23 protein-coding genes are annotated in these 25,317 nt (G+C 56.4%); 2 read left to right on the top strand and 21 right to left on the bottom strand.

Annotated elements, in window-relative coordinates; translation table 11 throughout:
- Positions 1-81: 81 nt before the first annotated feature.
- The 9 genes from PSTEL_RS08620 to PSTEL_RS08580 all read right to left on the bottom strand — a co-directional run bounded on the left by PSTEL_RS08620 (position 82) and on the right by PSTEL_RS08580 (position 6,399).
- Positions 82-1,059: a 5'-3' exonuclease gene (locus PSTEL_RS08620; RefSeq protein ID WP_281176765.1), complete on the bottom strand. Its 978-nt coding sequence runs from the start codon at positions 1,057-1,059 to the stop codon at positions 82-84.
- 18 nt (positions 1,060-1,077) lie between these two features.
- Entirely contained in the window at positions 1,078-1,443 is a 366-nt protein-coding gene (locus tag PSTEL_RS08615) for an arsenate reductase family protein (protein ID WP_038694667.1), read from the bottom strand.
- A gap of 131 nt (positions 1,444-1,574) precedes the next feature.
- Positions 1,575-2,558, bottom strand: coding sequence for an RluA family pseudouridine synthase (locus PSTEL_RS08610; protein ID WP_038694666.1), 984 nt, complete (start codon positions 2,556-2,558; stop codon positions 1,575-1,577).
- Position 2,559: 1 nt separating this feature from the next.
- Complete coding sequence (locus tag PSTEL_RS08605) at positions 2,560-3,123, bottom strand: cob(I)yrinic acid a,c-diamide adenosyltransferase (protein ID WP_038694665.1); 564 nt, start codon at positions 3,121-3,123, stop codon at positions 2,560-2,562.
- Positions 3,124-3,274: 151 nt separating this feature from the next.
- On the bottom strand, positions 3,275-3,526 hold the full coding sequence (locus tag PSTEL_RS08600; protein WP_245625112.1) for an aspartyl-phosphate phosphatase Spo0E family protein: 252 nt from the start codon (positions 3,524-3,526) through the stop codon (positions 3,275-3,277).
- 149 nt (positions 3,527-3,675) lie between these two features.
- Positions 3,676-4,899: an aminotransferase class I/II-fold pyridoxal phosphate-dependent enzyme gene (locus tag PSTEL_RS08595; RefSeq protein WP_038694663.1), complete on the bottom strand. Its 1,224-nt coding sequence runs from the start codon at positions 4,897-4,899 to the stop codon at positions 3,676-3,678.
- 18 nt (positions 4,900-4,917) lie between these two features.
- Positions 4,918-5,418 (bottom strand): Lrp/AsnC family transcriptional regulator, encoded by a 501-nt coding sequence (locus PSTEL_RS08590; RefSeq protein ID WP_038694662.1) that lies wholly within the window; start codon positions 5,416-5,418, stop codon positions 4,918-4,920.
- Positions 5,419-5,731: 313 nt separating this feature from the next.
- Positions 5,732-6,118 (bottom strand): spore coat protein, encoded by a 387-nt coding sequence (locus tag PSTEL_RS08585; RefSeq protein ID WP_038694661.1) that lies wholly within the window; start codon positions 6,116-6,118, stop codon positions 5,732-5,734.
- Between the two features lie 47 nt (positions 6,119-6,165).
- Positions 6,166-6,399, bottom strand: a complete 234-nt coding sequence (locus PSTEL_RS08580; protein WP_038700433.1) for a hypothetical protein — start codon at positions 6,397-6,399, stop codon at positions 6,166-6,168.
- 174 nt (positions 6,400-6,573) lie between these two features.
- Between PSTEL_RS08580 and PSTEL_RS08575 the strand changes: the two genes are divergently transcribed.
- Complete coding sequence (locus PSTEL_RS08575; protein ID WP_038694660.1) at positions 6,574-7,794, top strand: NAD(P)/FAD-dependent oxidoreductase; 1,221 nt, start codon at positions 6,574-6,576, stop codon at positions 7,792-7,794.
- Between the two features lie 131 nt (positions 7,795-7,925).
- Here the strand turns inward: PSTEL_RS08575 and PSTEL_RS08570 are convergent, their stop codons facing one another.
- The 7 genes from PSTEL_RS08570 to PSTEL_RS08540 all read right to left on the bottom strand — a co-directional run bounded on the left by PSTEL_RS08570 (position 7,926) and on the right by PSTEL_RS08540 (position 16,767).
- Entirely contained in the window at positions 7,926-9,473 is a 1,548-nt protein-coding gene (locus PSTEL_RS08570) for a flavocytochrome c (RefSeq protein WP_038700431.1), read from the bottom strand.
- Between the two features lie 114 nt (positions 9,474-9,587).
- Complete coding sequence (locus PSTEL_RS08565) at positions 9,588-10,310, bottom strand: response regulator (protein ID WP_038694659.1); 723 nt, start codon at positions 10,308-10,310, stop codon at positions 9,588-9,590.
- Positions 10,307-11,935, bottom strand: coding sequence for a DcuS/MalK family sensor histidine kinase (dcuS, locus tag PSTEL_RS08560; protein ID WP_084064876.1), 1,629 nt, complete (start codon positions 11,933-11,935; stop codon positions 10,307-10,309). Before dcuS ends, PSTEL_RS08565 begins: the two co-directional genes overlap by 4 nt.
- Positions 11,936-11,947: 12 nt before the next feature.
- Entirely contained in the window at positions 11,948-13,165 is a 1,218-nt protein-coding gene (locus PSTEL_RS08555) for an MFS transporter (RefSeq protein WP_038694658.1), read from the bottom strand.
- Between the two features lie 89 nt (positions 13,166-13,254).
- Positions 13,255-13,794, bottom strand: a complete 540-nt coding sequence (locus PSTEL_RS08550; RefSeq protein ID WP_038694657.1) for a hypothetical protein — start codon at positions 13,792-13,794, stop codon at positions 13,255-13,257.
- Between the two features lie 149 nt (positions 13,795-13,943).
- Positions 13,944-14,363, bottom strand: coding sequence for a DUF350 domain-containing protein (locus PSTEL_RS08545; protein WP_038694656.1), 420 nt, complete (start codon positions 14,361-14,363; stop codon positions 13,944-13,946).
- 34 nt (positions 14,364-14,397) lie between these two features.
- Positions 14,398-16,767: an endonuclease MutS2 gene (locus tag PSTEL_RS08540; RefSeq protein ID WP_038694655.1), complete on the bottom strand. Its 2,370-nt coding sequence runs from the start codon at positions 16,765-16,767 to the stop codon at positions 14,398-14,400.
- 151 nt (positions 16,768-16,918) lie between these two features.
- Between PSTEL_RS08540 and PSTEL_RS08535 the strand changes: the two genes are divergently transcribed.
- Positions 16,919-17,266, top strand: coding sequence for a phage holin family protein (locus tag PSTEL_RS08535; protein ID WP_038694654.1), 348 nt, complete (start codon positions 16,919-16,921; stop codon positions 17,264-17,266).
- A 76-nt stretch (positions 17,267-17,342) separates the two neighbouring features.
- Here PSTEL_RS08535 and PSTEL_RS26125 read toward each other — a convergent pair whose 3' ends face one another.
- From PSTEL_RS26125 to PSTEL_RS27540, 5 genes are all read right to left on the bottom strand, one after another.
- Positions 17,343-18,440 (bottom strand): GGDEF domain-containing protein, encoded by a 1,098-nt coding sequence (locus PSTEL_RS26125; protein ID WP_052098291.1) that lies wholly within the window; start codon positions 18,438-18,440, stop codon positions 17,343-17,345.
- A gap of 370 nt (positions 18,441-18,810) precedes the next feature.
- On the bottom strand, positions 18,811-21,081 hold the full coding sequence (gene zapA / locus PSTEL_RS08525; RefSeq protein WP_245625179.1) for a cell division protein ZapA: 2,271 nt from the start codon (positions 21,079-21,081) through the stop codon (positions 18,811-18,813).
- A 193-nt stretch (positions 21,082-21,274) separates the two neighbouring features.
- Positions 21,275-23,719, bottom strand: coding sequence for a phenylalanine--tRNA ligase subunit beta (gene pheT / locus PSTEL_RS08520; protein ID WP_038694652.1), 2,445 nt, complete (start codon positions 23,717-23,719; stop codon positions 21,275-21,277).
- A 46-nt stretch (positions 23,720-23,765) separates the two neighbouring features.
- Complete coding sequence (gene pheS, locus PSTEL_RS08515; RefSeq protein WP_038694651.1) at positions 23,766-24,800, bottom strand: phenylalanine--tRNA ligase subunit alpha; 1,035 nt, start codon at positions 24,798-24,800, stop codon at positions 23,766-23,768.
- A 342-nt stretch (positions 24,801-25,142) separates the two neighbouring features.
- On the bottom strand, positions 25,143-25,289 hold the full coding sequence (locus tag PSTEL_RS27540; RefSeq protein ID WP_156995826.1) for a hypothetical protein: 147 nt from the start codon (positions 25,287-25,289) through the stop codon (positions 25,143-25,145).
- Between the last annotated feature and the right edge of the window lie 28 nt (positions 25,290-25,317).

Genomic DNA, 25,317 nt, shown 5'->3' with positions numbered 1-25,317 from the left:
CAGAGTATCACCTGGCAACAGGCAACAGTAAGCTCAGCCTTCATGATCCTTCCTGATCTTCTCCGGCAATCCGGAATGCCTTCAGGCAAAAGGATCGACCTCTCCCGAATCGTCCCCGGGAAACACAATCTCCACAATGCCCTGTTCGTCGGCTTCCTCTTCCTTGGCCGCTGCAATCAGATACATCAGGCTGCCGAACTCCAGCTCCTCGAACTTTCTGGAGGCCGATTCCCGCTGAATTTCCCACAAGCACTCCGTCAGCGTACAAGCAAGCGGCACATCGCAGCGGATCTCAGCCAGCTCCCGGGAGAGATGCAGCATATCAAGATCGGCCTCGATCTTGGCGCGAACTCCTTTCGGCAGTTGGTCCAGATTCTCGATCACGCCATCCACTGTGCTGTATTCGGCCAGCAGCTTAAGCGCCGTCTTCTCGCCGATTCCCTTGACGCCGGGATAATTGTCGCTCGTATCGCCCATGAAGCCTTTGAGATCGACAATCTGGGAAGGTGTCAGGCCTTTTTCCTCTAACAGCACCTGAGGGTCATAGACCTTGTAGTTGGAACGGCCTTTCTTCATAATTACGACGCGGACCCGGTCAGTGACCAACTGCAGCATGTCGTGATCGCCGGTCAGAATCAGCACCTCGGACTCCTCGCTGAAGCAGGATGCAAGCGTGCCGATGCAGTCATCCGCCTCAAAGCCAGGGATGCCGATGTTCGGAACACCAAGCTCGGCAATCACTTCCTTTGCCAGATCGAACTGCGGAAGCATTTCGAGAGGCGGCTCTGCGCGGTTCGATTTGTAGAGGGCGAATTTTTCCGTCCGGAACGTGCTTTTACCCATATCCCAGCAGCACACCACATGGGAAGGCTCGAATTCGGCAACGGCGTCGAAGAAATATTGCAGCATGCCGTACACCGCATTCGTTGGCAGCCCCGCCTTCGTCTTGCGGATATATCCGCCGTATGCGGTAGCGTAATAGGCCCGGAATAGCAGCGCCATTCCGTCCACAATCAGGATGCGCCCTTTGTTCACTTCAGTCACTCCAACCTCAGTCACTTCAACTTCTCCCCCTCTCTACTTGCGTCTCCAGTTCTCCTCATACAACTCTTCCTTGAAGCCCACCGTCACCTTATCTCCCGAGATCACGACCGGACGCTTGATCAGCATGCCGTTCGATGCCAGCAGTTCGAGCTGCTCCTGCTCGCTTAGGGTAGGCAGTTTGTCCTTCAGATTCTCCCGCTTGTAGACATCTCCGCTCGTATTAAAAAATTTCTTCAGCTCAAGCCCGCTTAATTCCACAAGCTTTCTCAGCTCATCCACACCGGGCGGCTGCTCGGCGATATGGCGAAGCTCCAGCTCATGCCCGTTCTCCCGCAGCCATTTCACCGCCTTGCGGCAGGTGCCGCAATTCGGGTAATGATACACAATCAATTGGCTCATCGTTCGGCCTTCTCCTTTATATCAGGTAATCTCTTCCCCCGGCATTTCATACTTTTACTCACTCATGGCCCGCATCTGCTTCTCATCTTCAAGCCCACGGATGCTTCAAGCTTCGTTTAGCCGAATCATCCTCAAGCTTCGTTTACCCGAAGCCTTTCTTCGAGCGCAAGCATATCCTGCGGCAGCGGAGCCTCGAATGTCATTCGGGTGCGAAGCACCGGATGCGTGAACGACAGCCGCGCCGCATGCAGCGCCTGCCGGCCGATATAATCGTCCAGCTCCGCCACCCGCGCAAGCTCGGCCGCCGCATCGGGACCGCTTCCGTGACGATCATCTTCGTACAGCGGGTGCCGGTACATCCGGTCGCCGATCAGCGGATGGCCGATCGAGGTCATATGCACCCGGATCTGGTGGGTGCGCCCGGTGAGCAGCTTGAGCTCCACCAGCGAAGCAGTCCCGAACCGCTCCTTCACCTCATAGCGGGTCAGTGACGGATAGCCGCTTGGCGTAACGATACGCCGGTGCGGCTCGGCCGGGTCCCGGTCGATCGGCCCGTCGATCTCGCCCTGCTCCAGCAAGGGAACCCCATGCACGATCGCCGCATAGATTTTGTCCACGCCGCCAACCGGCATCTGCTCCGAGATATACTGGTGGCTGTACGCATTTTTGGCGATTGCTAGGACGCCCGAGGTCTCCTGGTCCAGCCGGTGAATGGGCCGGAAGCGGTAACGGTCCCCTCGCTGTGCCCAGTAATGAACCACTCCATTGGCCAACGTGCCGGTATAATGGCCATGGGTGGGATGCACGATCATGCCGGCCGGCTTGTTGACAACAAGCAGATGGTCATCCTCATACAGGATGTCGAACGGAATCGGCTCCGGCAGAATATCCTCCGAGACCTCCGTCTCCATCCGGATTTCCACCAGGTCTCCGGCCCGGACATGCACGCTGATGTAGACCCGTTCTCCGTTCAGAGTAATACCCCGTTCGGTAAGCTTAAGACGGGACAGCAGCTTGCGCGAAATGTCCATCCGCTTCTGCAGAACGGTCTTCAGCAGCATGCCGTCGTCCGCATCCGGAACGATATAAGATAACGGCGGGTAATAAGTTGTCATATCAGCCCCGGAACACCTTCGCTCCCCGGATATATTCGATGTCCGACTGCCCGAGCCGCGTGTTGACCGTCCGGGCCAGTGCGAAGAAATAATCCGACAGCCTGTTCAGATAGACGACTGCCTCACCGTTGATCTCCGTGGTCCGCCCAAGCGTAACAGTCCGGCGTTCCGCCCTCCGGCATACCGTTCGGCATACGTGAATCACAGCGGCTGCCTCGCTTCCACCAGGCAGAATGAAGCGCTCGATCGGCGGATTCTCTTCCTGAAGCTGATCAATCCAGCGTTCCAGCCGCTCCGTCATTTCACCGGTTACCTTGTATTTGGACTCATCCAGGCTTACATATGCCAGATCCGAGCCGCAGTCGAACAGCTCATGCTGGATCTCCAGCAGCTGCTCCGCCAAATCAGCCAGAGCTTCTCCCTGGAGCAGGCTTCTCGCCTGTCCGACAAAACCGTTCAGTTCGTCAATGGTGCCGTACGCCTCGACCCGGATATCATCCTTCCAGGCCCGGCCTCCAATAACCGAGGTTTCGCCTTTATCCCCGCTGCGCGTGTAGATTGCCACTGTCATACCTCCCGGCTGCTAAAATGTCATGTATCTCTACTGTACCATAATCACTGGCGCTTGTAAGGCCGCCTGTTCTTTCCAGACTCATGTTCCTCTCTATGACCGCGCAAAAAAGAGGGCCGCAACCGCAAGGCCCCCTCCATTCCCCCTACTTCCGGGTGGAACGCATCTTCATATACTCATTGATCTTCAGATCCAGCTTGCTGCTGATCTCCACGACATTGTCCGAGGTAAATGACTTCTCCTGCATAAATAACTGCTCCATCCGGCTGCGAAGAATGAAAATCTCCTCTTCAAGGGAAGGGCGTTTCGAAATGGTGTCATCCCTGGCGGAAGCTTTCCCGCTCTCGGGGTTGCGGTTTCCGCCTAAAGACCATAGGTAGTATTCGGTACGTAGCACCTTCATCCCCCCTATCAAGTAGTGCGGAACGCTTAGGCACAGATCGATTGCAGGTCAAAATTATAATCTGTATACACAGTTAAATTATACCATATATCGAGACATTCTGCTATCTTTTTTATCAATTAGTTCCAAAAAAGGTTGACATTTTACGCATTATTCCGTTCCCGACGCAGCTGCATGACGAACGCGCCAATTCGTTCAAGCGCTTCGTTCAGCTGGCTGACGGATGTAGCATAGGAACAGCGTAAATATCCCTCGCCCCCTAGTCCGAACACACTTCCGGGAACGGCGGCCACCCGGTATTCCCGGAGCAGACGCTGAGCAAATTCATCGGACGTGAGTCCCGTCCCCGCAATGCTCGGGAATGCGTAGAATGCGCCTTGCGGCTCATGGCATTCTAGGCCCGCCTCACGCAGTCCCTTCACGATCAGGCGGCGACGTTGATTGTAGGAATCCACCATACGGTCCTTCTCTTCCATGCCGTTCGTCAGCGCTTCAAGCGCAGCGACCTGCCCCATGGAAGGCGCGCACATAACCGTATACTGATGGATCTTGAGCATTGCCGCGATCAAATCGGGATGCCCGCAGGCATAGCCCATACGCCAGCCCGTCATAGCGAATGCCTTGGAGAAGCCGCTGACCAGAATGGTGCGGTCCATCATGCCGGGCAGGGAAGCAAAGCTGACGTGGTTAGCCCCGTAAGTCAGCTCGGCGTATATTTCGTCGGAAATGACGATCAGGTCATGCTTCTCAACCACTTTGGCGATCGGCTCCCAATCCTCCCGGCTCATAATCGCACCTGTCGGATTGCTCGGATAACAGAGAATCAGAATTTTCGAGCGCGGAGTAATCTTCGCTTCAAGCCCCTCTGCCGTCAGCTTGAAATGGTCCTTGCCGAAGGTCTCGATGCCCACAGGAATTCCGCCCCCGATCGACGTGATCGGAGAATAGGAAATATAGCACGGCTCGGGAATCAGAATCTCGTCGCCCGGCGCGATAAGGGCGCGGAGTGCCAGATCAATCGCCTCGCTCCCGCCAACCGTCGCGATAATCTGATTGCCCGGATCATAGGACAAGCCGAACCGGTCATGGAGATAACCCGCGATGCCCTCCCGGAGCTCCGGCATCCCCGCATTGGAGGTATAGCCGGTGAAGCCGCGCTCCAGCGAGTATACGCAAGCTTCCCGGACATGCCAAGGTGTCTTGAAATCGGGCTCGCCCACACCCAAAGAGATGATATCCTTACTGCCGGCGGCCATGTCAAAAAATCTGCGGATGCCGGACGGTTGAATCTGCTGGACAAGCGGAGACAGATAGGAAGACATCGGTCTGCTCCGGTCTTCGGCCTGCTGCGGTTTATTCGTTATCATATCGTCTCATCTCTTCCTTTACGGGGAGATCATCAGTCGGTTATCTTCTTCGTGATCTTCGAAAATGATCCCGTCTTGTTTATATTTTTTGAGTGTAAAATTCGTCTTGGTCGACAGTACGGAATCAATCGGCGAGAGCTTCTCGGAGACGAAATTCGCCACTTCCCGCAGATTCCGGCCCTCCACTTCCACCAGAAGGTCGAAGGCGCCAGACATCAGGTAGACCGATTTCACCTGGGGGTACATATAAATGCGTTCGGCAATTCCTTCAAATCCGCGGCCGCGCTCGGGCGTAATCTGCACCTCGATCAGCGCAGTCACCCGTTCGTCGTCCACTTTATCCCAATTAACAACAGTCGCATACTTCACGATTACATGCTCCTGCTCCATCTGCTCAATCGCGGATTTGACTTCATCCACCTGGACTCCGAGGAGCGTCGCCATAAGCTCGGGTGTTCTTCTTGCGTCTTCCTTAAGGAGCTCCAGCACCTTCCGCTTCAACTCGTTCATCTGTTCCATCTCTTCCCTCCGGGATCTCGCATTGGAACGTCCTTGGTGCTTCCCGGGCGTCCCGCGAATGAATTTGCTTCAAATGAGTTTATTAATAATATGACACGAAAAAGTCAGATCTGCAAACAAAAACGCCGACCACTTCTACCCTTTTTATCGTCAGGTGTGGTCCACCCGTCCACAAGGAATTGGCATACCCGCATCCTTCACCACGCCCCCGAGCAGTCCTTTTCCACAAAAAAATCGGCACCCGTATACTGTACGGATGCCGATGCCGCTTTGCCCGTTCAAAGGGCATTTGCTTCTTTTGGGAGAGGACGGGTTACATATAGTAAGGATGCTGAGTGTCGTTCTGGCGGCGGAACGCGTCCTGGGAAGCGCCGAAGGACGCTGCTCCGCCCGTTTTTTGCTGAATGAACTGCTGGGTCTGCTGATAGGTCTGATGCGCGCTCTGGATCTCTTTATCCACGTCCTGACGGAGCGCCTTGGAAGGGGTCTGGTACATATTCATCTGCTTCATCTGCGTATACAGGTCGCCCTGAAGACGCAGGGTGTCCATCGTCAGATCATTAAAGACGCGGCGGACGGAGGGGCAGTTCGATTCGGTGGCGGCAGTCGTATACTCCCGGACCGTCCGTTTCAGATCGGCCAGAATCACATTCAGCAGATCGTCGTCCTGCATAAAAGAGTTGCTGTTCTGTGCGTACAATTGGGTTACCTCCTCATAGTGTGGAAAATGACGTACTGTCCCCGAGGTTATTGGGGCTGTGTAGGCGCGTATTCCTGATGCTGTTGCAGCAGCTGAATCAGCATGCCCATATGATGGGTATGGGTCTGAACTTGCTGTTGACACAGCTGGCGGACCGTCTGGTTCTGCGTAACGCCGGCGGTGGCCGCATACTGCTTGATCAGCATCTCTTCATTGGAGATGGAATCCGAGATATACGCCAGTTCTTTGCCGGATAAAGGTTGCATTTGATTCGATTGCATCATGTTCATTCCTTTCAGGGTGAATGTCCAATCCTGCTTAGTATGCAACCGGAACGCCTGCCTTATGTGCAGATTTTCGCAAGTACGCTTGCCGCATTTTTGGCTGTGCGGCCGCATAAACGTGATCTTCCCCACTGATACTACGGATTCCAGCAGACTAAAGGAGCGATTGTCATGAATTTGATCAGCGGAAGCACCCCCTGGCCATTCACGCTGCCGGAAGCGCCCGCTTACCCTGTGCTTGAGGAAGAGCTGAGCTGCGAGTGCCTTATTATCGGCGGCGGAATGGGCGGCGCAGCCGCTGCCTATCGCCTGTCCCGTGCCGGTGTTGACACCGTGCTGATCGATAAGCGAAAGGTCGCCGAAGGCAGCACCCATGCCAACACGGGACTGCTGCAGGTAATGAGCGACAAGTCGCTGACTGCGTGCATGAATACCTTCGGCCGGCAGCAGGGGCTGCTGTTCTACAGGCTCTGCCGGCAGGCCGTTGACGATATTCTCGCCCTGCCGGATGATCTAGATATCGATCCCCATATTTACCCGCGTCCCAGTCTGTATTATGCTTCCTCGAAAGATGATGTCGGAGCGCTTAAGAGCGAGTACGATACATTGATTCAGAGCGGCTTTCCCTTCGAGTGGTGGGAGGAAAAAGAAATGGCTGCGCATTTCTCCTTCGCCAAGCCTGCCGCCATATACGGCAGTAACGACGCGGAGGCTAATACTTACCGGATGGTGCACAGCATGATCGCCAAAGCGGCGGAACGCGGAGCCCGAATCTATGAGCGCACCGAAGCGCTTCACTGCGATTATGGAAGCGAAGACGTGATCTGTTACACCCGCCACGGCAAAATCAGGGCGAAGCGGGTCATATTCGCGCTCGGCTATGAGACCCAGGAGTGGAAAAAAGACCGGGGAGCCGAGCTCATCAATACTTATGCCATCGTGACTCCTCCGCTCAAAATCCAGCTAAAGTGGCATGAACGGGCCTTAATCTGGGAGACGGCCAGGCCTTATCTGTACTTCCGGCTGACGCCCGATAACCGGATTGTGGCAGGTGGCCGGGACGAGCCGTTGACCGATCCGGAGCGGCGGGAGAGCCGAGTCATCTCGCAGTGCAGCGAGCTGATGAACGAAGTCGTGAAGCTCTTCCCGGAGACCGCGGGTATCCGGCCTGAATATCAATGGGGAGCCGTCTTCGGCACTACCCATGACGGACTGCCGCTGATCGGTTCTCATCCCCGATTCCCCCGATGCTTCTTTGTGGAAGGCTACGGAGGGAACGGAACCGTCTACAGCATGATTGCCGCCCGGCTGCTGGAGGACGAGCTGGCCGGCCGATCTACTCAAGGGCTTGAACTGTTCTCGCTGACGCGTACGGCGAAGCCATCGCCATAGGCAAGGCGGTCCTGGCCCGCCCTGATGACGACGCTAACGCAAATAAAGCTTGGGCTATTACAGCTCAAGCTTTATTTGTGCTGCGAGGCACGCCTGCAGCAATGTATTTTTTGAAACACGAGTGAAGCAAATTATGGATTGGCTTTAACAAACTCAGCGGATTTGATACCGGCTTGACGGCCGAAAATAATAATCTCCGCGACGGAGTTGCCGCCGATCCGGTTTTGCCCGTGCAGACCGCCCGTTACTTCACCTGCCGCGAACAGCCCGGGAATCGGCTGGCCTGCTTTGTTCAGAACTTCCGTGTTCGTGTTGATCTTCACGCCGCCCATCGTGTAGTGAATGCCGGGGCCGATCTTAATCGCGTAATACGGAGCGGCGGACAAATCATTGTCCATCCCTGTCGTTCTGCCAAACTCTGTGTCCTTCTTGCTCTTTACGCTAGCATTCCATGTGTCCAGAGTCGTCTTAAGCTGGTCAGCCGGAACATTCATGGCCTGCGCCAGAGCTTCGATCGTATCTCCCTTGAGAACGAAGCCCATTTTTTCATACTGCTCAATCGCTTTGGCTCTGGATTTGACGCCGGAATCGAATACGAGATAAGCCGATTTCTCGGGAAGCGAATTAATTGCTGCCGTTACCTTGTCGCGGGTATCCAGCTCGTTAACGAAACGCTTGGCTTCACTGGACACAAGGATGGCTCCCTCTCCGCGCACCGCTTCGCCGATCAGATACGATTTCTCCTGCTGTACCGTCGGATGAACCTGGATCTGGTCCATATCGACGGTCGTTCCGCCAAGCGCCTCAATCATCTTGATGCCGTCGCCGGTGCTGCCAATCTGGTTCGTCGTCACATAGCCTTCCAGATCGGGTCTGACTTCGGCGATCATTTCCTTGTTGGCACCGAATCCGCCTGTTGTAACAACAACTGCGCTGCCCGCTATCGTCTTTTCATCCGCCTGATTGAAGAGAACCTTCACGCCGGTCACTTTGCCATCCTGTTGTGTGATTTCTTTCACATCAGCATTCACAAAAACTGGAATGCCTTGCTCCTGCACATTCTTCGTCAATCCTTTGACGAGATACTGCCCGACTGCGGAACCGTCTTCCGGACGATGCGTGCGCTTCTCGTTCATGCCGCCCGTTATCGTGATATTGTTCAGCCGGATGCCGATGGAATCCAGCCAGTCGATCGCAGCCGCGGAATTGTCCACGAAGAAACGGAGCATCGCCTTGTCGTTCGTACCGTGTCCGCCTTTTAAGGTCTCTTCATAGAAGAGATCATTGCTGTCTTCGATGCCTTGCTCTTTCTGGAACTTCGTCTCGGAAGCGTTCATCCCGGACGAGGATTTAGTAGTATTCCCACCAGCCACCGGCATTTTCTCGAAAATAACCGGGTTCGCGCCGGCAGCTTTCGCTTCGAGCGCTGCTGTCATTCCGGCCCCGCCTGCGCCGACAATGATAATATCGTATTTGTCCTTCAACTGGTCAATCGGCGTATAGCTTGTTTCGGACGCGCCGGATACCGCTTCGGTCTTCTCCGCTCCGCTGCTGGCCGTGGCCGTACTCTCAGGACTTGCGCTTTCCTTGGCGCTGCTGTTCGTGCTGCTGCCGCATCCCGCGATTACGAGCATAACCGAAAGAATGAGGATGAGCGCTGTCGCTGTTCTCTTTTTCATGTTCATGATGAGACCTGCCCCCTTGTGCATTATTTCACAACAATCATAGGGGCAATGGCACTGTTCGTGGAAGCTTAAGAAATTAAAGAAACTATTAAGTAACTAAAGTAAGTGCTATAAATACCGGTTCATGCGTTCCTGGCCATCAGAACTTACCGAATACATGTAAACCGGTCGGCCGACCGCCCCATAGCCGATCTCCATCTGAAGCACGCCTGCCTCAGTCAGAAACGCCAAATATTTCCGGACGGAAATGCGCGATATCGGAACTCTCAAGGTAATGTCTTCAGTGGAAAATGCCGGGTCCTCCAGCGCCAATATGGTGCTCCATATACTCTCCAGCGTGCCTTCGGCAAGACCTTTGGGGAGCTGCTCCGGCTGTCTCCCTTCTTCCGCGGCAGCCGCTGAATAACGCAGCAGCTTGTCCAGCTGCTCCTGGCTGAGATGCTCCCTGTGCTTCATCAGCAAGTGTTTCTCCCTGTATGCGGCAAGCGCCGCCTGAAAACGGGCGAACTCAAACGGTTTGATCAAATAGTCGACAGCGCCAAATTGCAGCGCTTTGCGAATGCTGGCATTGTCGCTCGCTGCCGAGATCACCATAATATCAACCGTGCTTCCCTGCTCCCGAAGCATCGACAGAAGCTGCAGCCCGTTGGTATGCGGAATATAGATATCCAGCAGAATAAGGTCGATTTTCTTCACGGCAAGCATCCGGCCAGCCTCGCTGCCCGAAGCTGCCCAGTCCGCGAACTCGAAGCCCGGCACCTGCTCCAGGTAATGGCGGTTGAACTTGGCCACCATCGGATCATCCTCAACGATCAGCACTTGAATGTTCATACAGTTTCCTCATCCTTTACAGCATATGGAACCTCAACGTCAAACGCAGTTCCCGGCCTTCCGTCATCCCTCAGCCGAATCCGGCCATGCAGCTTCTCCACGCTTGTCTTGACCAGATACAATCCGATTCCCCGGTGTTCCCCTTTGGTGGAGAATCCCTGAGTGAACACCCGTTCACGCAGCGCTTCCGGAATGCCGGGCCCGCTGTCCCATACGGAGCAGATCAACTGCTTGCAGTCCTCATCGTAATCAAAAGCAAGCTCAATCTCCCGTATGCACTGTTCCTCCAGTGCATCCATGGCGTTGTCCAGCAAATTCCCGACAATCGTGATCAGCTCATGCATGTCGCCAGTATCGGCGGATTCCGGCAAATAGCTGTCCTCCGCCAGCAGCAGCTGGATTCCCGCCTCACGGGCGCGGCTGAGCTTCCCTAGCAGAAATCCCGCCATAACCGGATCCTTGATCCGGCTCGTAATCTGTCCGATTTCCTGCTGATAGTTGCTGACCGTTCCGGAGATATACTGCCTCAGATCGTCGTACAGCCCCATATGCACCATGCCCATGATAACATGCAGCTTGTTCATGAACTCATGCGCACCGGCCCGCAGCGCATCCGCATATACGGAAATGCCGGAGAGCCTTTCGGCCAGCACGGCAAGCTCAGTCTTGTCCCTGAATGTGGCGATGGCCCCGGCGATTTCGCCATCCACTCGAATCGGCACACTGCTTGACAGCACGGTGATGCCGTTCAGCTCCAGAAGCTGATCCCTCTTCGCTTCACCGGTCGCCAGCACCTGCTCCAGATGCAGCTCAGGCCAGTATTCCCCGATATGCCGGGACATGACGCCGCCCGTTATCCCCGCCGTTCCCAGCAGCCGTTCCGCTTCCACATTGATCATCGTAATCCGGGCTTCATGATCTACGGCAATGATGCCTTCGCGTACGGACTGGAGCATCGCGCTGCGTTCTTCCAGCAGCCGGGTGATGTCCGTAGGCTCGAAGCCCAGCATCATGTTCTTGATTTTTCTGGCCAGAACGATGGCGCCGCCGGCTCCCAGCAGAGCGCCGGACAGCAGAATCGCAATGATCGTCCAATCGTTCCGCCGTACGAGCCGGTGAACCCGTTCCAGCGAGACTCCCACCACGACTGCCCCGACCTGCTTGCCCTTCTCATTATATACTGGCACAAAAGACCGCACCGATTTGCCCAGCATGCCTTCGCCCTCGGAGACGCTCTCCTCCCCGCGAAGCGCTGCCTCCTGTCCTCCGCCGGCAAAGGGCTTGCCGATCAGGGAAGGATCGGGATGCGAGAAACGGATGCTGTCCATATCGATCACGACCACGAACAAAATATCATTGCTGCCCGTAATTTGGGAGGTATAGGCCTGAATCTCCCGGCTTCGGCCTTGACTCAGCCCCTCGGCCACCATGGGCATTAGAGCGACCGTCCTTGCAACAGCGTTCGCCTTCTCCTCCAGCGCATGTCTGGTCTGCGGTATAATCTGGTTTCTGAAAATCACATACAGCACTAACAGTACGAGCATCACAACCGCAGATACCATAACAGCAACCCGCGTCCTCAGCCCGTAGCCTTTCTTCTTCCCCAACGGTCCGGTTTCCCCCATTCCTGCCCCTGCTTATCCAGCGGGGTTTCTGCCGCCGTCCTCCTGCCTGAGTCTGCGCCGCAGAAACAGCCAGCTTCCAATCGGCGCTGCCCCAAGTCCCAGCATAAGCAGCGTGATCGTTCGCGGAGAGGCGCTTATCGACAATATGCCTATATAGATCAAAGTACCCGTCAAGCGTCCGGTCATCAGCGAAAGCTCACGCAATACAATCAGCTCGACGCGCCTGTTGGCGCTGTCCTCATTTTCGCCCATCAGATCAAAGCTTGTCGAGACCATTGGCAGCATGTACAGCGGAATGAAGAGGGAGGTTCCGATCCCCATCAGCAGCAGGGTAACATAGCTGACCTTCCAGAGCAGCGGCACAATTACGGCGATGAGCAGGAATGCCCCAGAGAGCATTCCTGCGGAGCGGAACCTCGGCTTCAGCCATTTGCCGGCCGCCCAGAAGCTGAAGAGCGATACCGCCGAAGTAATCAGTGTGAATTGCCCGAGCCGGCTCTCCTCCTTGGCCGCCAGGTATACCAGGAGGCCGATCAGGAAAGAGAACACGCCTTCCCGGAGTCCTTGGAACAAGAGTGCAGCTGATGTCTGTCGCCATTTCCGGCTGTCTTTGAGCCTGCGCCACGGCTCCACCCACTGGTATTCACCAGAGGTTTTCCGCTTCTTCAGAAAGAAGCTGAGAACCGCAGCGGCGGCATAAATGCAGAGCGAAAGGATGAAGACAATCCGGTAGCCCAGGCTGCCATGCATGGCCGAAATCAGCCGGCCGGATACCCACGGGCCCACAATCCCGGTCAGGGAACCCAGCAGCCCCACCCATCCGTTGAAGGCGTCCCGGCTGTCGCGGTCCGTAATTTCGAAGTACACGATGTTGAACGCCAGCCAGAACAATCCCGAAGCGATGCCAAGCAGGATACCGAGCGGCCAAATATATTGGACGGCTCTTGATCCCAGCCACAACACGGCCAGATAAAAAAGGCCCGAAACGGCGATACCAAGCCGCAGGGCGTTCATTTTGTTATGCTCTTTCACCCATTTGCCCGCCACCCAGAAGCTCAGGCCCAGGGCAAGCTGCTGGGCGACGGTGAACCATCCGATCATGGCGAAATCCTGACGGCTCTTCCACAAATAGACGTTCAGAAAGGTTCCCGACAGCGCTCCCGACAGCACAAACAATGCGTTGACCGCCAGCAGCAGCGCCGCCTGGCCCCGCAGCGTCGAAGCCTTCATGGTATTCCTCCTTAAGCGCTTGAGGCATGTCCTAAAGGATAACATACCCCAAACCGAAGGATCTAAGCTTCGCGCGGGAATGATTTTTATTAACGTAGGCCGCCGATGTTCCGGACCCACTGCTCCCGGTCTTCCTCTGACAGCGTATGCTGAACCTGGAAGCAGGAAGGACACACATACATGTTAAGCTTGAACGGCGCGTTCAGCACCGGGATTCCGAGCACATTAGGAACCGAAGGGCGGAAGCCTTGAGGCTCCACCGTTCCGGCAAGCAGCATATACTCATGGCACTGCGGGCACTCGGGAACCTCCGCCTGCTCGTCCAGAATCGCCGAAGCTGTAGTGTCGTATCGTTCCAGATCGTATTGATCGCGGAAAGCTTCCAGTTGGTTATACACGGGAACTACGCCGTCCTGCTCGTCCTCTCCCCACAAGGAATTATGATCATGATCGTGTTCATGCTCATCGTCTTCCTCTTCCTCCAGATCATCGTCCAGATCATCCCGGCTGATGCTTACAGTCCGGTAGGCACTGAGCTCATTATTGCAGTGCGGGCAATATTCCTCCGGGCCGATTTCCTCGTCCCATACGATCTCCGTATGGCACCAAGGACAAATGGTTGTCTCCATATTGATATTCTCCTTTGTCAGTTCATCATCAGATAGATTGTCCCTGGCGCCAGGAACGGAAAGCCGAAAATGAACAGCACGCGCTCCGGTAATTTCATACTTGCCGACCGTTCCCTTGTTAAGCGCCAGGATTGTATTGTCTATATTTGTTACAGTATCGCAGTTCCGATTACATAAGACAGCGAAGCGGATATCAGCATTGCCGTCAGACCTACCGCACGGTTATCCGCCGCGATTTCCTTGTCGATGGACATGAAGGGGGTCAGAAACTCGAACATGAGATAAGCCGCAAGCAGCAGTACAAAACCGACCAGCGACCACTTCATCGTCTCGTAAATGGAAGAGCCCGACTGAATGCTGAAACGCATGACGTTGCAGAGGCCGAATATTTTGCCGCCTGTCGCCATGGATACCGCCACGTTCCCCTTCCGGATCTCCTCCCAGCAGTTATACCGGGTCACCATTTCAAAGAGCCACAGAAAGACAATCAGCTCCAGAACAGCAACCGCGAAATAGCCGATCACGCTTCCCAGCGGGTGGTTCAGCATGGCGTCTACCGTGTGCTCCATAGATCATTACCTTCTTTCCGCCGGGAGGCCAAAACTATTCCAGCTCCGCTACCGTCACGCCCGCCCCGCCTTCATTATAGTTACCCAGGCGATAGTTCTTGACATGTCTGTGCTTGCGGAGGTATTCCTGGATGCCCGTTCTCAGGACGCCCGTTCCTTTGCCGTGAATGATATAAATTTGGCCAAGATTGCCGAGAAAGGCCTCGTCGATAAAACGGTCTGTCTCGATGAGCGCTTCCTCCAGATTGGCTCCGCGCAGATCCAGCTCGCTGCGGATATTGTCATCCCGCGTCCGCTTGACGGTGGTTGCCTGCCGGAGCGGCTTCGGCGCCGCCGGCTTGGCGGCGGACAGCAGCTCCAGATCGTCCAGACTTACCTTCATCTTCATAATGCCGAGCTGCACGATGGCTTCCTTGCTGCCGCTCAGCTCCACGACATGCCCCTTCTGGTTCAGGCTGTGCACCGCGACCTCGTCGCCGGGGCCGATCTGGCGTGCCGCTTTCGCCTTGCCGGAGCGTGCCGGCTCTTTCTTTCTTGGAGCAGGCTGCGCCTCGTCGAGGCGGCGGCGGGCTTCGATCAGCTTATGCTCCTTGACGGAAGCCCCCTCTTCCATCGCCAGCTGCCTGAGATCGGCGATAATCTGCTCGGCCTCTTTGCGGGCCTTGTCGACGACGGCGGCGGCTTCCTTCTCCGCCTTCTCCAGCCATTTGTCCCGCTGGCCTTCCAGCTTCTCGAGCTCGCGTTGCTGGCGGCTCCGGAATTCTTCGGCTTCCTTCCGGAGGCTCTCGGCTCGCTCGCGCTCATTCTCGGCACCGAGACGGTTCTCTTCGAGCGAAGCGATCATATGCTCGACGCGGAGATCCTCTTCTTTGACCTCGCCACGGGCATGCTCCAGGATATTGCCGGGGAGACCGAGCCTTTCGGCAATTGCGAAGGCGTTGCTTCGTCCCGGAACGCCGACCAGCAGCCGGTAGGTTGGCCGCAGACTCTGTACATCAAATTCCATGCTGGCGTTGATGACGCCTTTGCGTTCATACGCGTAAGCCTTCAGCTCGCTGTAGTGCGTCGTAGCTACCATCCGGCTTCCCGTACGGTGGATATGCTCCAGAATGGCAATCGCCAGCGCAGAGCCTTCCGCCGGGTCGGTTCCGGCCCCGACCTCGTCGAGCAGCACCAGACTTTTGGGCGTCATCCGCTTCAGAATGGATATAATATTGGTCATGTGGCTCGAGAAGGTACTGAGGCTCTGCTCAATGCTCTGCTCATCGCCGATATCAGCGTAAATCGCGTCGAACACGCACATCTGGCTGCCTTCCTCGGCGGGAATGAACAGGCCGGACATGGACATGAGGCTCAAGAGTCCAATCGTCTTCAACGTTACGGTCTTGCCGCCCGTATTCGGACCGGTCACAAGAATCGTGCTGTATTGATTGCCGATTTCCACGTCCAGCGGAACGACATTTTCCAAGGGAATCAGCGGATGTCTTCCTTTGCGCAGCTTCAAATAACCCCGGTCATTCATTCGCGGCTGGGACGCCTTCATCTCCCGGGCCAGCCGGGCTTTGGCGAAAATAAAATCAAGCTGGGCCAGAATATCAACATCGTAGGCCGTCTCTTCGGCTATTTCGCCGACCAGGGCGGTCAGCTTGCTGAGGATAATCTCGATCTCGCGTTCTTCGCGCAGGCGCGTCTCCCGCAGCTTGTTGTTCATGGCTACTATGGCCTCGGGCTCTATAAACAGTGTCGCACCGGACCCCGACTGGTCATGGACAATCCCGCCGAAATGCGAGCGGTACTCGGCCTTGACCGGGATAACGAAGCGGTCGCCGCGGATCGTGACCAGCTGATCCTGAAGCATCTTGGCCACGGAGGACGAGCGGATCATGGAATCCAGCTTCTCCCGGATTCGGGTCTCGCCATTTCTCAGCTCGCGGCGGATGGAGGCCAGCTCAGTGCTCGCCGTATCCAGCACCTCCGCGTTCTCGTCGATGGCCGCCCGGATTGCATCCTCGACCGGCTTCTGCTCCGAGAGCAGGTCCGCAAGATCGAACAGCATCGGGATCTTCTCTTCCTCGTGCATGGCGGCGATAAAGCGTTTGATCCGCCGCCCGCCCGCAATCGTATTGCCTACGGCGAGCAGCTCATGCGTTCCGAGCATCCCGCCGATCGACGCCCGCTTCAGCGCAGGCTTGATATCAACGATCCCGCCGAAGGACGGAATGCCCTTCAGCCGGTCGACCGTGGACGCCTCGTCCGTCGCCTGCAGCAGCAATTTGACCGCTTCAAAGTCTCCGGAGGGCTTCAGGCTGTCGGCCATGAACGTGCCCATCGGAGTCTGGGTGTACTGCACCAATTTATTTAAAATCTTACGATATTCCAGCGTATGCAGGATCTTCTCGTCCAATTACAGTCACAACTCCCTTCATCTAAAAAACATTATACCCAAACTGCCGCATTTTCGCTATTTGGGGGTCTTTTGCCAACATAACAAGACAGGTTTCTGTGTACAATACAGGGGCACGTATACTTGAGGTAACAGCAAAGGAGGCCTTTCAGTGAGATTTTTGGGTCATGTCGTCCGGTTCATCGTGTCCGCGCTGGTTCTGCTTGTCGTAGGCTGGATCGTACCGAACTTCACCATCGGCGGCTTTTGGAGCGCTCTGATGCTCGCCTTGGTCATCGCGCTTCTCGGCTGGGTTGTTGAAGGCATATTTGGCAAGAAGACGACGCCGTTCGGCCGCGGTATCGTCGGCTTTATCGTCAGCGCCCTTGTCATCTGGCTAGCACAGTTTATCGTCGCAGGAGTCAGCGTATCGATCATCGGGGCCATTCTGGCCGCGCTGGTCATCGGGATCATCGATCTGTTCCTGCCGGTTCCCACACCGTTCGACGCCGCCAAGTAATATGGATCAAGGCAAAAGCCGCCCGGCATGATATGCGAACGGGCGGCTTTTTGCCGAATCGGATATGAGCAAGTGGTCAGGCCGGCTTTTTTTCCTCACAAATAATAACCTGGTTCTTGCCGCTGCGCTTCGCGAGATACAGGGCGTCGTCCGTCTTGCGGAACAGAAGCTCCTTGCCGCTGCGGATGTAGTAGGAGCACAGACCAATGCTGATCGTAATCGGCTTGTCTCCCGCATAGTGATGCTCCATCGATGCAATGGCAAGGCGAAGCTCCTCAACAAGCGCAAAGGCTTCGGCCGGGCTCCTGTCCGTAAAGATGATCGCGAACTCTTCCCCCCCGTATCTGGCGGCAAAATCATTAAGACCGATCTTCTCCGAAATTTTGGCCGCAACTTCCTTCAGGACGATATCGCCGATCCAATGGCCATACGTATCGTTAACCTGCTTGAAGTTGTCGATATCCAGAAGAGCCAGCTGCAGCCGCAGCCCGTTCGTCTCACACTGTTCGAGCAGCGAGTCCAGATATTCATGAAACGTTTTATGATTGTACAGACCCGTAAGGGCATCTATTTTGAGCAGCTTGTCGGCAATCGCCCGATCGACCAGCAGCCCCTGCTCCGATTGGGTCAACTGCTCCAGATGCTCGCTCGTTTCATGGGCTCTCACAATAATACCGAGTCCCATTACGACAAAGCCTCCAAAAATAACCTCCATCAGCAGAAAGTCAAGCAGAGGTTTGCCGAGATGAATTCGTTCCAGTGCAAAATAAATGGCGGCATAGATCAGGGAATTCAGCCCTCCGATAATGAAGAGCAGCCGGCGGTTAAAATATATAAGCGAAGCCATGAGAGGCATCATCAGCGACATCTGGGCTCCGTCAACGAACGGTTCGGCGATGAAATACAGCAAATAGGATACAATGAATCCGCATACGACAACAGCCTGCTGCTGATATTTCAGCTTCGCGCGCTGCCAGACCTCGCCTGCAATCAAGCAGATCAGAACGATAAAATAACAGATAAAGACGAGTGTCCTGTTCATGTCGGAGACGGCAAATTCATGCGCCAGTTTGAGCTGAAGGCGCACGCTAAGAATCTGGCCAGCAAGTATAATGCCGGCCAGCGTCCAGTATACATTTAATATTCTTCGGTGCCAGACCTCCGAATTCAGCAAACCAACAGCTCCGCTAATATGAATCCCCTACTTCTAAGCTTGATTTTCATAATCACAAGTCTAATTATTGTAATTTATTATAATGAATTAAAAGCTTTTTTGCATCCGCTTTTTCCGGAATAAGGGTCTGGAATGAGCGTTTTTTGATTGCTTTTGATTGATTTAGAAGGGCTGCGATGCAAAAGCTGGAGGATCTGGAAGCAGATATGCTGATTACACCGCCTCAGCTGTCGCCGATATGCCGCAGCATACCGCAACATGCCGCAACAAAAAGACAGCACTCCGCCATACAAGCGATCGTGCTGCCTGAAATCGGTAAAGTCTACTCCCCTTATTGTGCCGCCTTACGAAGTTCGTCGGCCCAGCGGGGTCAGCTGTCTTGCTCGATCAGTTGAATCCACTCGTTGTACTCAATTTGCAGCTTGGCATACTCCGCCTGAAGCTTCTGATGTTCCTGCGTTACGCGGTCCAGCTCATTCTGCCGGAGCTCAAACTCCGCTTGAAGCAGCCGGAGCTGTCCTTGGGCCATCTCGTAGCTCTGGCCGATCTCCTCTACTTGCCGGAGAGCGTCGCCGCGTTCGCTGCTCAGCGATTCACGGACGCGCTCGCCTTCCTCAGCCTCCTGCTGCCACAGTTCGAGCTCCTCGCGCAGCTTCGCCTCGGTCTCGCTCCACTGCTGCTGGGCATTCTTCAGTTCCTCGAACTTCGCTCTCCAGGAATCGCCGTACTGCTTCGCTTCGTTCAGCTGCTCCTGCTGAAGCTCCGTGGTGGAAGCGGCCTCCCGCGCTGCTTCCGACAGTTCTTCGAGCCGGAGCGCGGCTTCCTCCGCTTCCTCTTCCAGAAGGCGGCAGCGTTCCTGCAGCCGTTCGCCATCCTGCAGCACCTCGTCGTACTGCCCGATCATATCCTCGTACCGCTCCTGCAGCGACTCGAGCGCGCTTGCAGCTTCATCCCGTCCGGCACGGAGCGAGTCCACCGCATCCTCCGCCTGCTGCCGCAAGGAAGCTTCGCTCTCCATGGCAGCGGTGAGCTCTTCGCACCGGACGACAAGTCCGGCAAGCTCCCGCCGGGCCGCCTCCAGCTTCTCTTCGGATTCCAGGAGGCCGGTCTCCAGCAAGCCGATTTCATCCTGCCGCGAGACGGCAAGCTTCATCCATTCGGCATGCTCGGCCGACATCTTCGCCAGCTCCTCCTGCGATTGCTGAAGCAGCCGGGTGGCCGCCTCCAGCGACTCTCGAAGCCCATCTGTCTGGCTGCTCGCCTGCTCGTAGGACAGTCGCAGCTCTGCAAGCTCCTGCTGCAGCGTTTCGGCCAGACCGCTGACCGACTGCAGCTCCTCACTAAGCTGCTCCTCGCGCAGCTTCAATTCATCATGCTGCGCCTGAAGCACGGTGCGGGCCTCGCGCTCCGATTTGAAGCCCGCTTCTTCGGCCCGCAGCCTGGATTGAAGCTGCGAGACTGTTCCGCGCAGCTCGCCGATCTGCTTCTCCGAATCCTGAATGCTCAGCTTGTGGCGGTTCTCCTGATTGCCAAGGCTCTGTCTGAGATCCTTGTTCTTCGCCAGCTCCCGCTGCAGCGCTTCGCGTTCGCGGCCAAGCTCCTTCTCGAGAGCGGAGGTCGCTTCGGTCATCTGCACGGTCAGAGACGCTCTGGTGTCGGCGAGCTCCAGGGTCAACCGGGACTTCGTATCCGCCAGCTCCTGCTCCAGTTGGCTCTTCACCCCCGCCAGCTCGGCGGCATGCGCTTCCAGCTCTGCCCCATGCGCCGTCCGGAGCTCTTCCAGTTCTGCTCCGTACGTTGTGCGGAGCTCTTCCAGCTCCGCCCCATGCGCCGTTCTGAGCTCTTCCAGCTCTGCTGCATGCGCTGTCCGGAGCACTTCCAGCTCTGCTGCATGTGCCGTGCGAAGCTCCTCCAGTTCCCGGCTGCGGGCAGCCGTCAGCTCCTCGACCTGCTGCTTCCTTAGCGCCTCCGCCTGCTCCAGCTCTTTCAGGAGGCTATTCCGCACTTCCGCAAGCCCGCGCTCATGCTCCGCGCGCAGCTCCAGCATCTCCTCGGAGCGGCGGCCCAGCTCCTCCTCCAGCTCGTGCCGGATCGCTGCGGCACTCTCCTCCGCCTGACGGAGAAGCTCTGCATGAGCCGAGCGCTCCTGCTCCCGCTCCTCCAGGTGGCGGACGCGTTCCGCCTCGGTCTCTGCCAGGAGGCGGGATCTCTCTTCTTCCGCAGCCGCCAGAATGCGCGCCTTCTCTTCGCCCGCCGCTGCCAGGAGACGGGACCGCTCTTCCTCGGCCGCTGCCAGGAGGCCAGCCTTCTCTTCCTTGAAAGAGGCGGATGACTTCTCCAGCTTCTCCTGCTGAAGCTTCTGGCTCTCGACGAGGCGTGCCACCTCGGCGCGCAGCTCGCTGCGCTCGCCCGTCAGCATGTTCAGCTCGTTCCTCAAATCCTGGGCCTGAATCGCCTGCTCGGCCATATGAACGGCCGCCAATACGGCAATTCGCGGTGTATCAAGACGTGTATGGGATTTCGAAATCGTCCGCATATGCTCATCCACATAGCGGGCAACCTGTTTCATATATTCAGTACTGCTTCCAACCAGTTTATAGGAAGTGCCGTAAATCTCCACGGCGACACGGGTCCGGTCCATTGCCACAGTTGTGCCCTCCTTTGTCAGTATGCGGATTCTAGGCTGTATCATAGTCTCTATTGTAGCTTCATTAAGGTGCAATAAGCAAAATTCCCATTCCCTTATCCCCCGGCCCACTTCCACCTTAATAGAAAATAAGCCGCGGCGAATCCAGGTTTCTAATTGGATTCGCTGCGGCTTTGCGCAATTCCTGCTACTTTCTCAAGTTCGCGCCAAAAGTTTGCTGGAGCGCTTCAAGCACCTTGCCGTGAGCCTCCGAGGCCTCTTCGTCGGTCAGCGTATGCTCGGTGTGACGGTACAGCAGGGAGATAGCGACGCTCTTCTTGCCGCTCTCCATTTTGCCGCCCGTATAGACGTCAAAGATTTGCGTGGACTGAAGCAGGCTGCCTCCGTTCTCCCGGATAGTCTCCAGCAGGCGGCTGGCGGGAATCTCCGAATCGACGACAATCGCAATGTCGCGCTCGATTCCCGGGAAACGCGGAAGCTCCTGGAATTGAATAGACGTCCGGGCCGCCTGATACAGCGGCTCCAGCACAATTTCAGCTGCGTAGGTATCTTCCAAATCCTGCTTCCGCTGAAGTTCGGGGTGAATCTGTCCAAGCGTTCCCAGCTTGACTCGCCCTGCTGCCGTGTTCAGGTACAGGGAAGCGGAACGTCCGGGATGATAGCCTTCAGGGGCGTCGCCCTCGAACACAACTTCACGCTCCAGCCCCAAATAAGCGAACACGGATTCCAGCGCACCTTTCAGATCGAAGAAGTCGACCGGCTCAGCCGCAATGTTCCACTGCTTCGCGGCGCGGCTGCCCGTCAGCAGAAGACCAAGCGTCTGGAATTCGCGCGGCTGACGAGTCAGCTGCTCTTCCTCCGTCACGAACACGCTGCCGATTTCGAACAGCGCCAGATCGCTCTGGCGGCGTTTTGCATTGTATTCGGCGATATCCAGCAGCTGCGGAATCAGGCTGGTGCGCAGCACACTGCGGTCTTCGCTCATCGGCATCGCCAGCTTCACAGCATGGCCGGCGCCCGTGAGAGCCGTGAACAAGGTGCTCCGTTCCGGCTGGATGAAGGAATAGCCCATCACTTCCTGATAGCCCCCATCCGCCAGCAGTCTTCTCAGGCCGCGGCGAAGCGCCTGCGCCCGGTTCAGGCCGCCCGGTGTCGTCGGACCTTCGATCGGCGTGGTCGGGATGTTGTCGTAGCCGTACAGGCGGGCAACCTCCTCGAACAGATCAACCTCCAGGGTGACATCACCGCGGCGGGTCGGCACGCAGACCTCAAGCAGCCCCTGCTCCGCGTCGCCGCAGGAGAAATGCAGCCGGGCGAACAGCGTCTTCACTTCCAGCAGCGACAGATCTGTGCCGAGCCGGCTGTTCAGCTTATCGAGGGACAGCTTGATGATACGATTTGGAACGTCAGCCGTCCCGGCCTGCACGATGCCAGCATGGATGGTGCCGCCCGCGTAGCGGCTAAGCAGTGCAGCGGCCCGGTTAAGTGCAGGGATGACGGAGTGCGGATCGACTTCCTTCTCGAACCGCAGCGAGGCTTCCGAGCGGAGGCCAAGCTGACGGGACGTTCTGCGGACCGTGCCGCCATCGAAGCGGGCGGATTCCAGTACGATATTGACCGTCGCATCGGTCACCTCGGAGTTAAGACCGCCCATGACACCTGCAAGGGCTACAGCTTTAGTGCTGTCGGCGATGACCAGCATATGCGGCTCAAGCTTGCGTTCCTGTCCGTCCAGAGTAGTCAGAATCTCTCCCTCGTGGGCAAGACGGACCCGAAGTGTTCCGCCTTCCAGCCGGTCGGCGTCAAAAGCGTGCAGCGGTTGACCGTACTCCAGCATGACGTAGTTCGTAATATCCACGATGTTGTTGATCGGGCGCACGCCTGCGGCCATCAGACGGTTCTGCATCCAGAGCGGGGACGGAGCCGGCTTCACATTCGCAATGTAGCGGGCGGTGTAATGCTTGCAGTGTTCCTCATTCTCAATGCTGACGGAGACGGCATCGGCTGCCGGTCCGGTAATTTCAATGATATCCCGCTCCGGTTTCGGCAGAGTAAGCTCGCGTCCCAGAATGGCGCTGGTCTCGTAAGCTGCCCCGATCATGCTGAGACAGTCGGAACGGTTCGGAGTCAGATCGAATTCCAGAATCTCGTCGTTCAGTCCAAGAACCTTGGTGATGTCCTGGCCGATTTCCGTATCTTCGGGAAGCACCAGAATGCCTTCTTGCAGCTCCTTCGGCAGCAGCTTGTCATTCAAGCCCAGCTCTTTGGCGGAGCAGATCATGCCTTGAGACAAGACGCCGCGCAGCTTCGCTTTCTTGATCTCGAGCCCCGGAAGCTTGGCGCCCACAAGAGCGACGGGAACCTTCTGGCCCGCAGCCACGTTCTTCGCGCCGCAGACGATCTGCAGATCCTCGCCCTGTCCGGCGTCCACGATACAGACGTTCAGCTTATCCGCATCAGGATGCTTCTCCTTCGATTTGACGAATCCGGTCACAATCCCGGACAGTCCCTTGTTGCGGCGCTCCACGCCGTCGATTTCAATACCCGCATCCGTAATACGTTCCGCCAGTTCTTCGGCGGCGATGCCTTCCAGCGATATATAATCGGCCAGCCAGCCGGTCGATACTTTCATGTCCGCTCACTTCCTTATTTATTGTTCATTTTCGATGAAAAAGGCGTTATACCCCTCTGAACTGCTTGACGAAGCCCATGTCGTTCAGGTAGAAATTCCGGATATCGTCAATGCCGTATTTCAGCATCGCGATCCGCTCCGCACCCATGCCGAAGGCGAAACCGCTGTACTTCTCGGGATCGTAGCCGCCCATTTCCAGCACACGCGGATGAACCATGCCCGCGCCAAGAATTTCCAGCCAGCCGGATTGCTTGCACAGCCGGCAGCCGTGTCCGCCGCATTTGAAGCAGCTGACGTCAACCTCAACACTCGGCTCGGTGAACGGGAAGAAGCTCGGACGCAGGCGGATGCCCGTGTTCGGACCGAACATTTCCTTCACGAACTGCTGCAATGTACCCTTCAGGTCGCTCATCCGGATATTCGGTCCGATCACCAGACCTTCGATCTGGTGGAACTGGAACGAATGGGTGGCGTCGTCGTCGTCGCGGCGGAATACCCGTCCGGGGCAAATGATTTTGACCGGAACTTCACCCTTCATTGCCTGCATGGTGCGGACCTGTACCGGAGAGGTCTGGGTGCGCATAAGCAGCTCTTCCGTCAGATAGAAGGAATCCTGCATGTCGCGGGCCGGATGGTTCTTCGGCAGATTCAGCGCCTCAAAGTTGAAGTAATCCGTCTCTACCTCCGGGCCTTCCGCCACATGGTAGCCCATCCCTACGAAGATGTCCTCGATCTCCTGGATGACCCGGGTCAGCGGATGAATGCCGCCCTGCGGCAGCTTGCGTCCGGGAAGCGTAACATCGACCTTCTCCGCTTGCAGACGCGCCAGCGTCTCCTGCTCCTGGAAGGCCTCCTGCTTGCGGGCAATAATCTCTTCGATTGCGCCCCGTACCGTGTTGGCCACCTGCCCGATCACCGGGCGATCCTCTGCGCTGAGCGCTCCCATGCCGCGGAGAACCTCGGTCAGCTCCCCTTTCTTGCCGAGATATTTCACCCGCAGATCATTCAGCGTCCCTGGGTCCTGCACTGTCTGCAGCTTCGCCAGCGCTTCATTCTTCAATGCTTCAAGCTTTTCCTTCATGGCTTGCAACAGCCTCCTTTACTTCATTGGTATAATTCCGATTACTTTTTGGGGGACCCCCCGCATGATATTTCCCCCAAAAGTGACGTGATGCTTCGAAGCGAATTCCGATTACTTTTTGGGGGACCCCCCCCCCATGAAAACACTCGTGAACCCGTGCATTTTCACACAAAAAAAGCCTTTTCTCCCATAAGGGACGAAAAGACCGCGGTACCACCCTTGTTAAGCCAAAAGCTCCGCTTCCTCCGGCACGCCGAAGAACACGGAATCCTAGTGACTCACTCTACGCAGAAATAACGGTCTGCGGCCGGTATCCTCTACTGGGTAAGGGGCCAAGCGGCCCTAACGTTCAAGGAACTGCTCCGGAGCGAACTTCGGCAGCCCGTTATGCCCGGCTACGCTCTCAATCTTCGGCGTATCCTCCCTGTGGGTCAGGCGCTGCGTACTCTTCTCCATCGTCGCGTTGGTTATGGTCAGGCTCTGTAACATCTTTTTATTATATGCAATGCGCATTTTT

Source organism: Paenibacillus stellifer (genome assembly GCF_000758685.1).
Taxonomy (GTDB): domain Bacteria; phylum Bacillota; class Bacilli; order Paenibacillales; family Paenibacillaceae; genus Paenibacillus_AQ; species Paenibacillus_AQ stellifer.
This window is presented reverse-complemented; position numbering and strand designations above follow the sequence as displayed.

Bases quoted from the DNA above. Each gene is read 5' to 3' on its own strand.
- PSTEL_RS08610 (WP_038694666.1), bottom strand. From the start codon at position 2,558: ATGACAACTTATTACCCGCCGTTATCTTATATCGTTCCGGATGCGGAC.
- PSTEL_RS08590 (WP_038694662.1), bottom strand. From the start codon at position 5,418: ATGGAACAGATGAACGAGTTGAAGCGGAAGGTGCTGGAGCTCCTTAAG.
- PSTEL_RS08595 (WP_038694663.1), bottom strand. From the start codon at position 4,899: ATGATAACGAATAAACCGCAGCAGGCCGAAGACCGGAGCAGACCGATG.
- PSTEL_RS08555 (WP_038694658.1), bottom strand. From the start codon at position 13,165: ATGAAGGCTTCGACGCTGCGGGGCCAGGCGGCGCTGCTGCTGGCGGTC.
- PSTEL_RS08570 (WP_038700431.1), bottom strand. From the start codon at position 9,473: ATGAAAAAGAGAACAGCGACAGCGCTCATCCTCATTCTTTCGGTTATG.
- dcuS (WP_084064876.1), bottom strand. From the start codon at position 11,935: ATGGGGGAAACCGGACCGTTGGGGAAGAAGAAAGGCTACGGGCTGAGG.
- PSTEL_RS27540 (WP_156995826.1), bottom strand. From the start codon at position 25,289: ATGTTACAGAGCCTGACCATAACCAACGCGACGATGGAGAAGAGTACG.
- zapA (WP_245625179.1), bottom strand. From the start codon at position 21,081: ATGGACCGGACCCGTGTCGCCGTGGAGATTTACGGCACTTCCTATAAA.
- pheT (WP_038694652.1), bottom strand. From the start codon at position 23,719: ATGAAAGTATCGACCGGCTGGCTGGCCGATTATATATCGCTGGAAGGC.
- PSTEL_RS08565 (WP_038694659.1), bottom strand. From the start codon at position 10,310: ATGAACATTCAAGTGCTGATCGTTGAGGATGATCCGATGGTGGCCAAG.
- PSTEL_RS08550 (WP_038694657.1), bottom strand. From the start codon at position 13,794: ATGGAGACAACCATTTGTCCTTGGTGCCATACGGAGATCGTATGGGAC.
- PSTEL_RS08580 (WP_038700433.1), bottom strand. From the start codon at position 6,399: ATGCAATCGAATCAAATGCAACCTTTATCCGGCAAAGAACTGGCGTAT.
- pheS (WP_038694651.1), bottom strand. From the start codon at position 24,800: ATGAAGGAAAAGCTTGAAGCATTGAAGAATGAAGCGCTGGCGAAGCTG.
- PSTEL_RS08575 (WP_038694660.1), top strand. From the start codon at position 6,574: ATGAATTTGATCAGCGGAAGCACCCCCTGGCCATTCACGCTGCCGGAA.
- PSTEL_RS08545 (WP_038694656.1), bottom strand. From the start codon at position 14,363: ATGGAGCACACGGTAGACGCCATGCTGAACCACCCGCTGGGAAGCGTG.
- PSTEL_RS08615 (WP_038694667.1), bottom strand. From the start codon at position 1,443: ATGAGCCAATTGATTGTGTATCATTACCCGAATTGCGGCACCTGCCGC.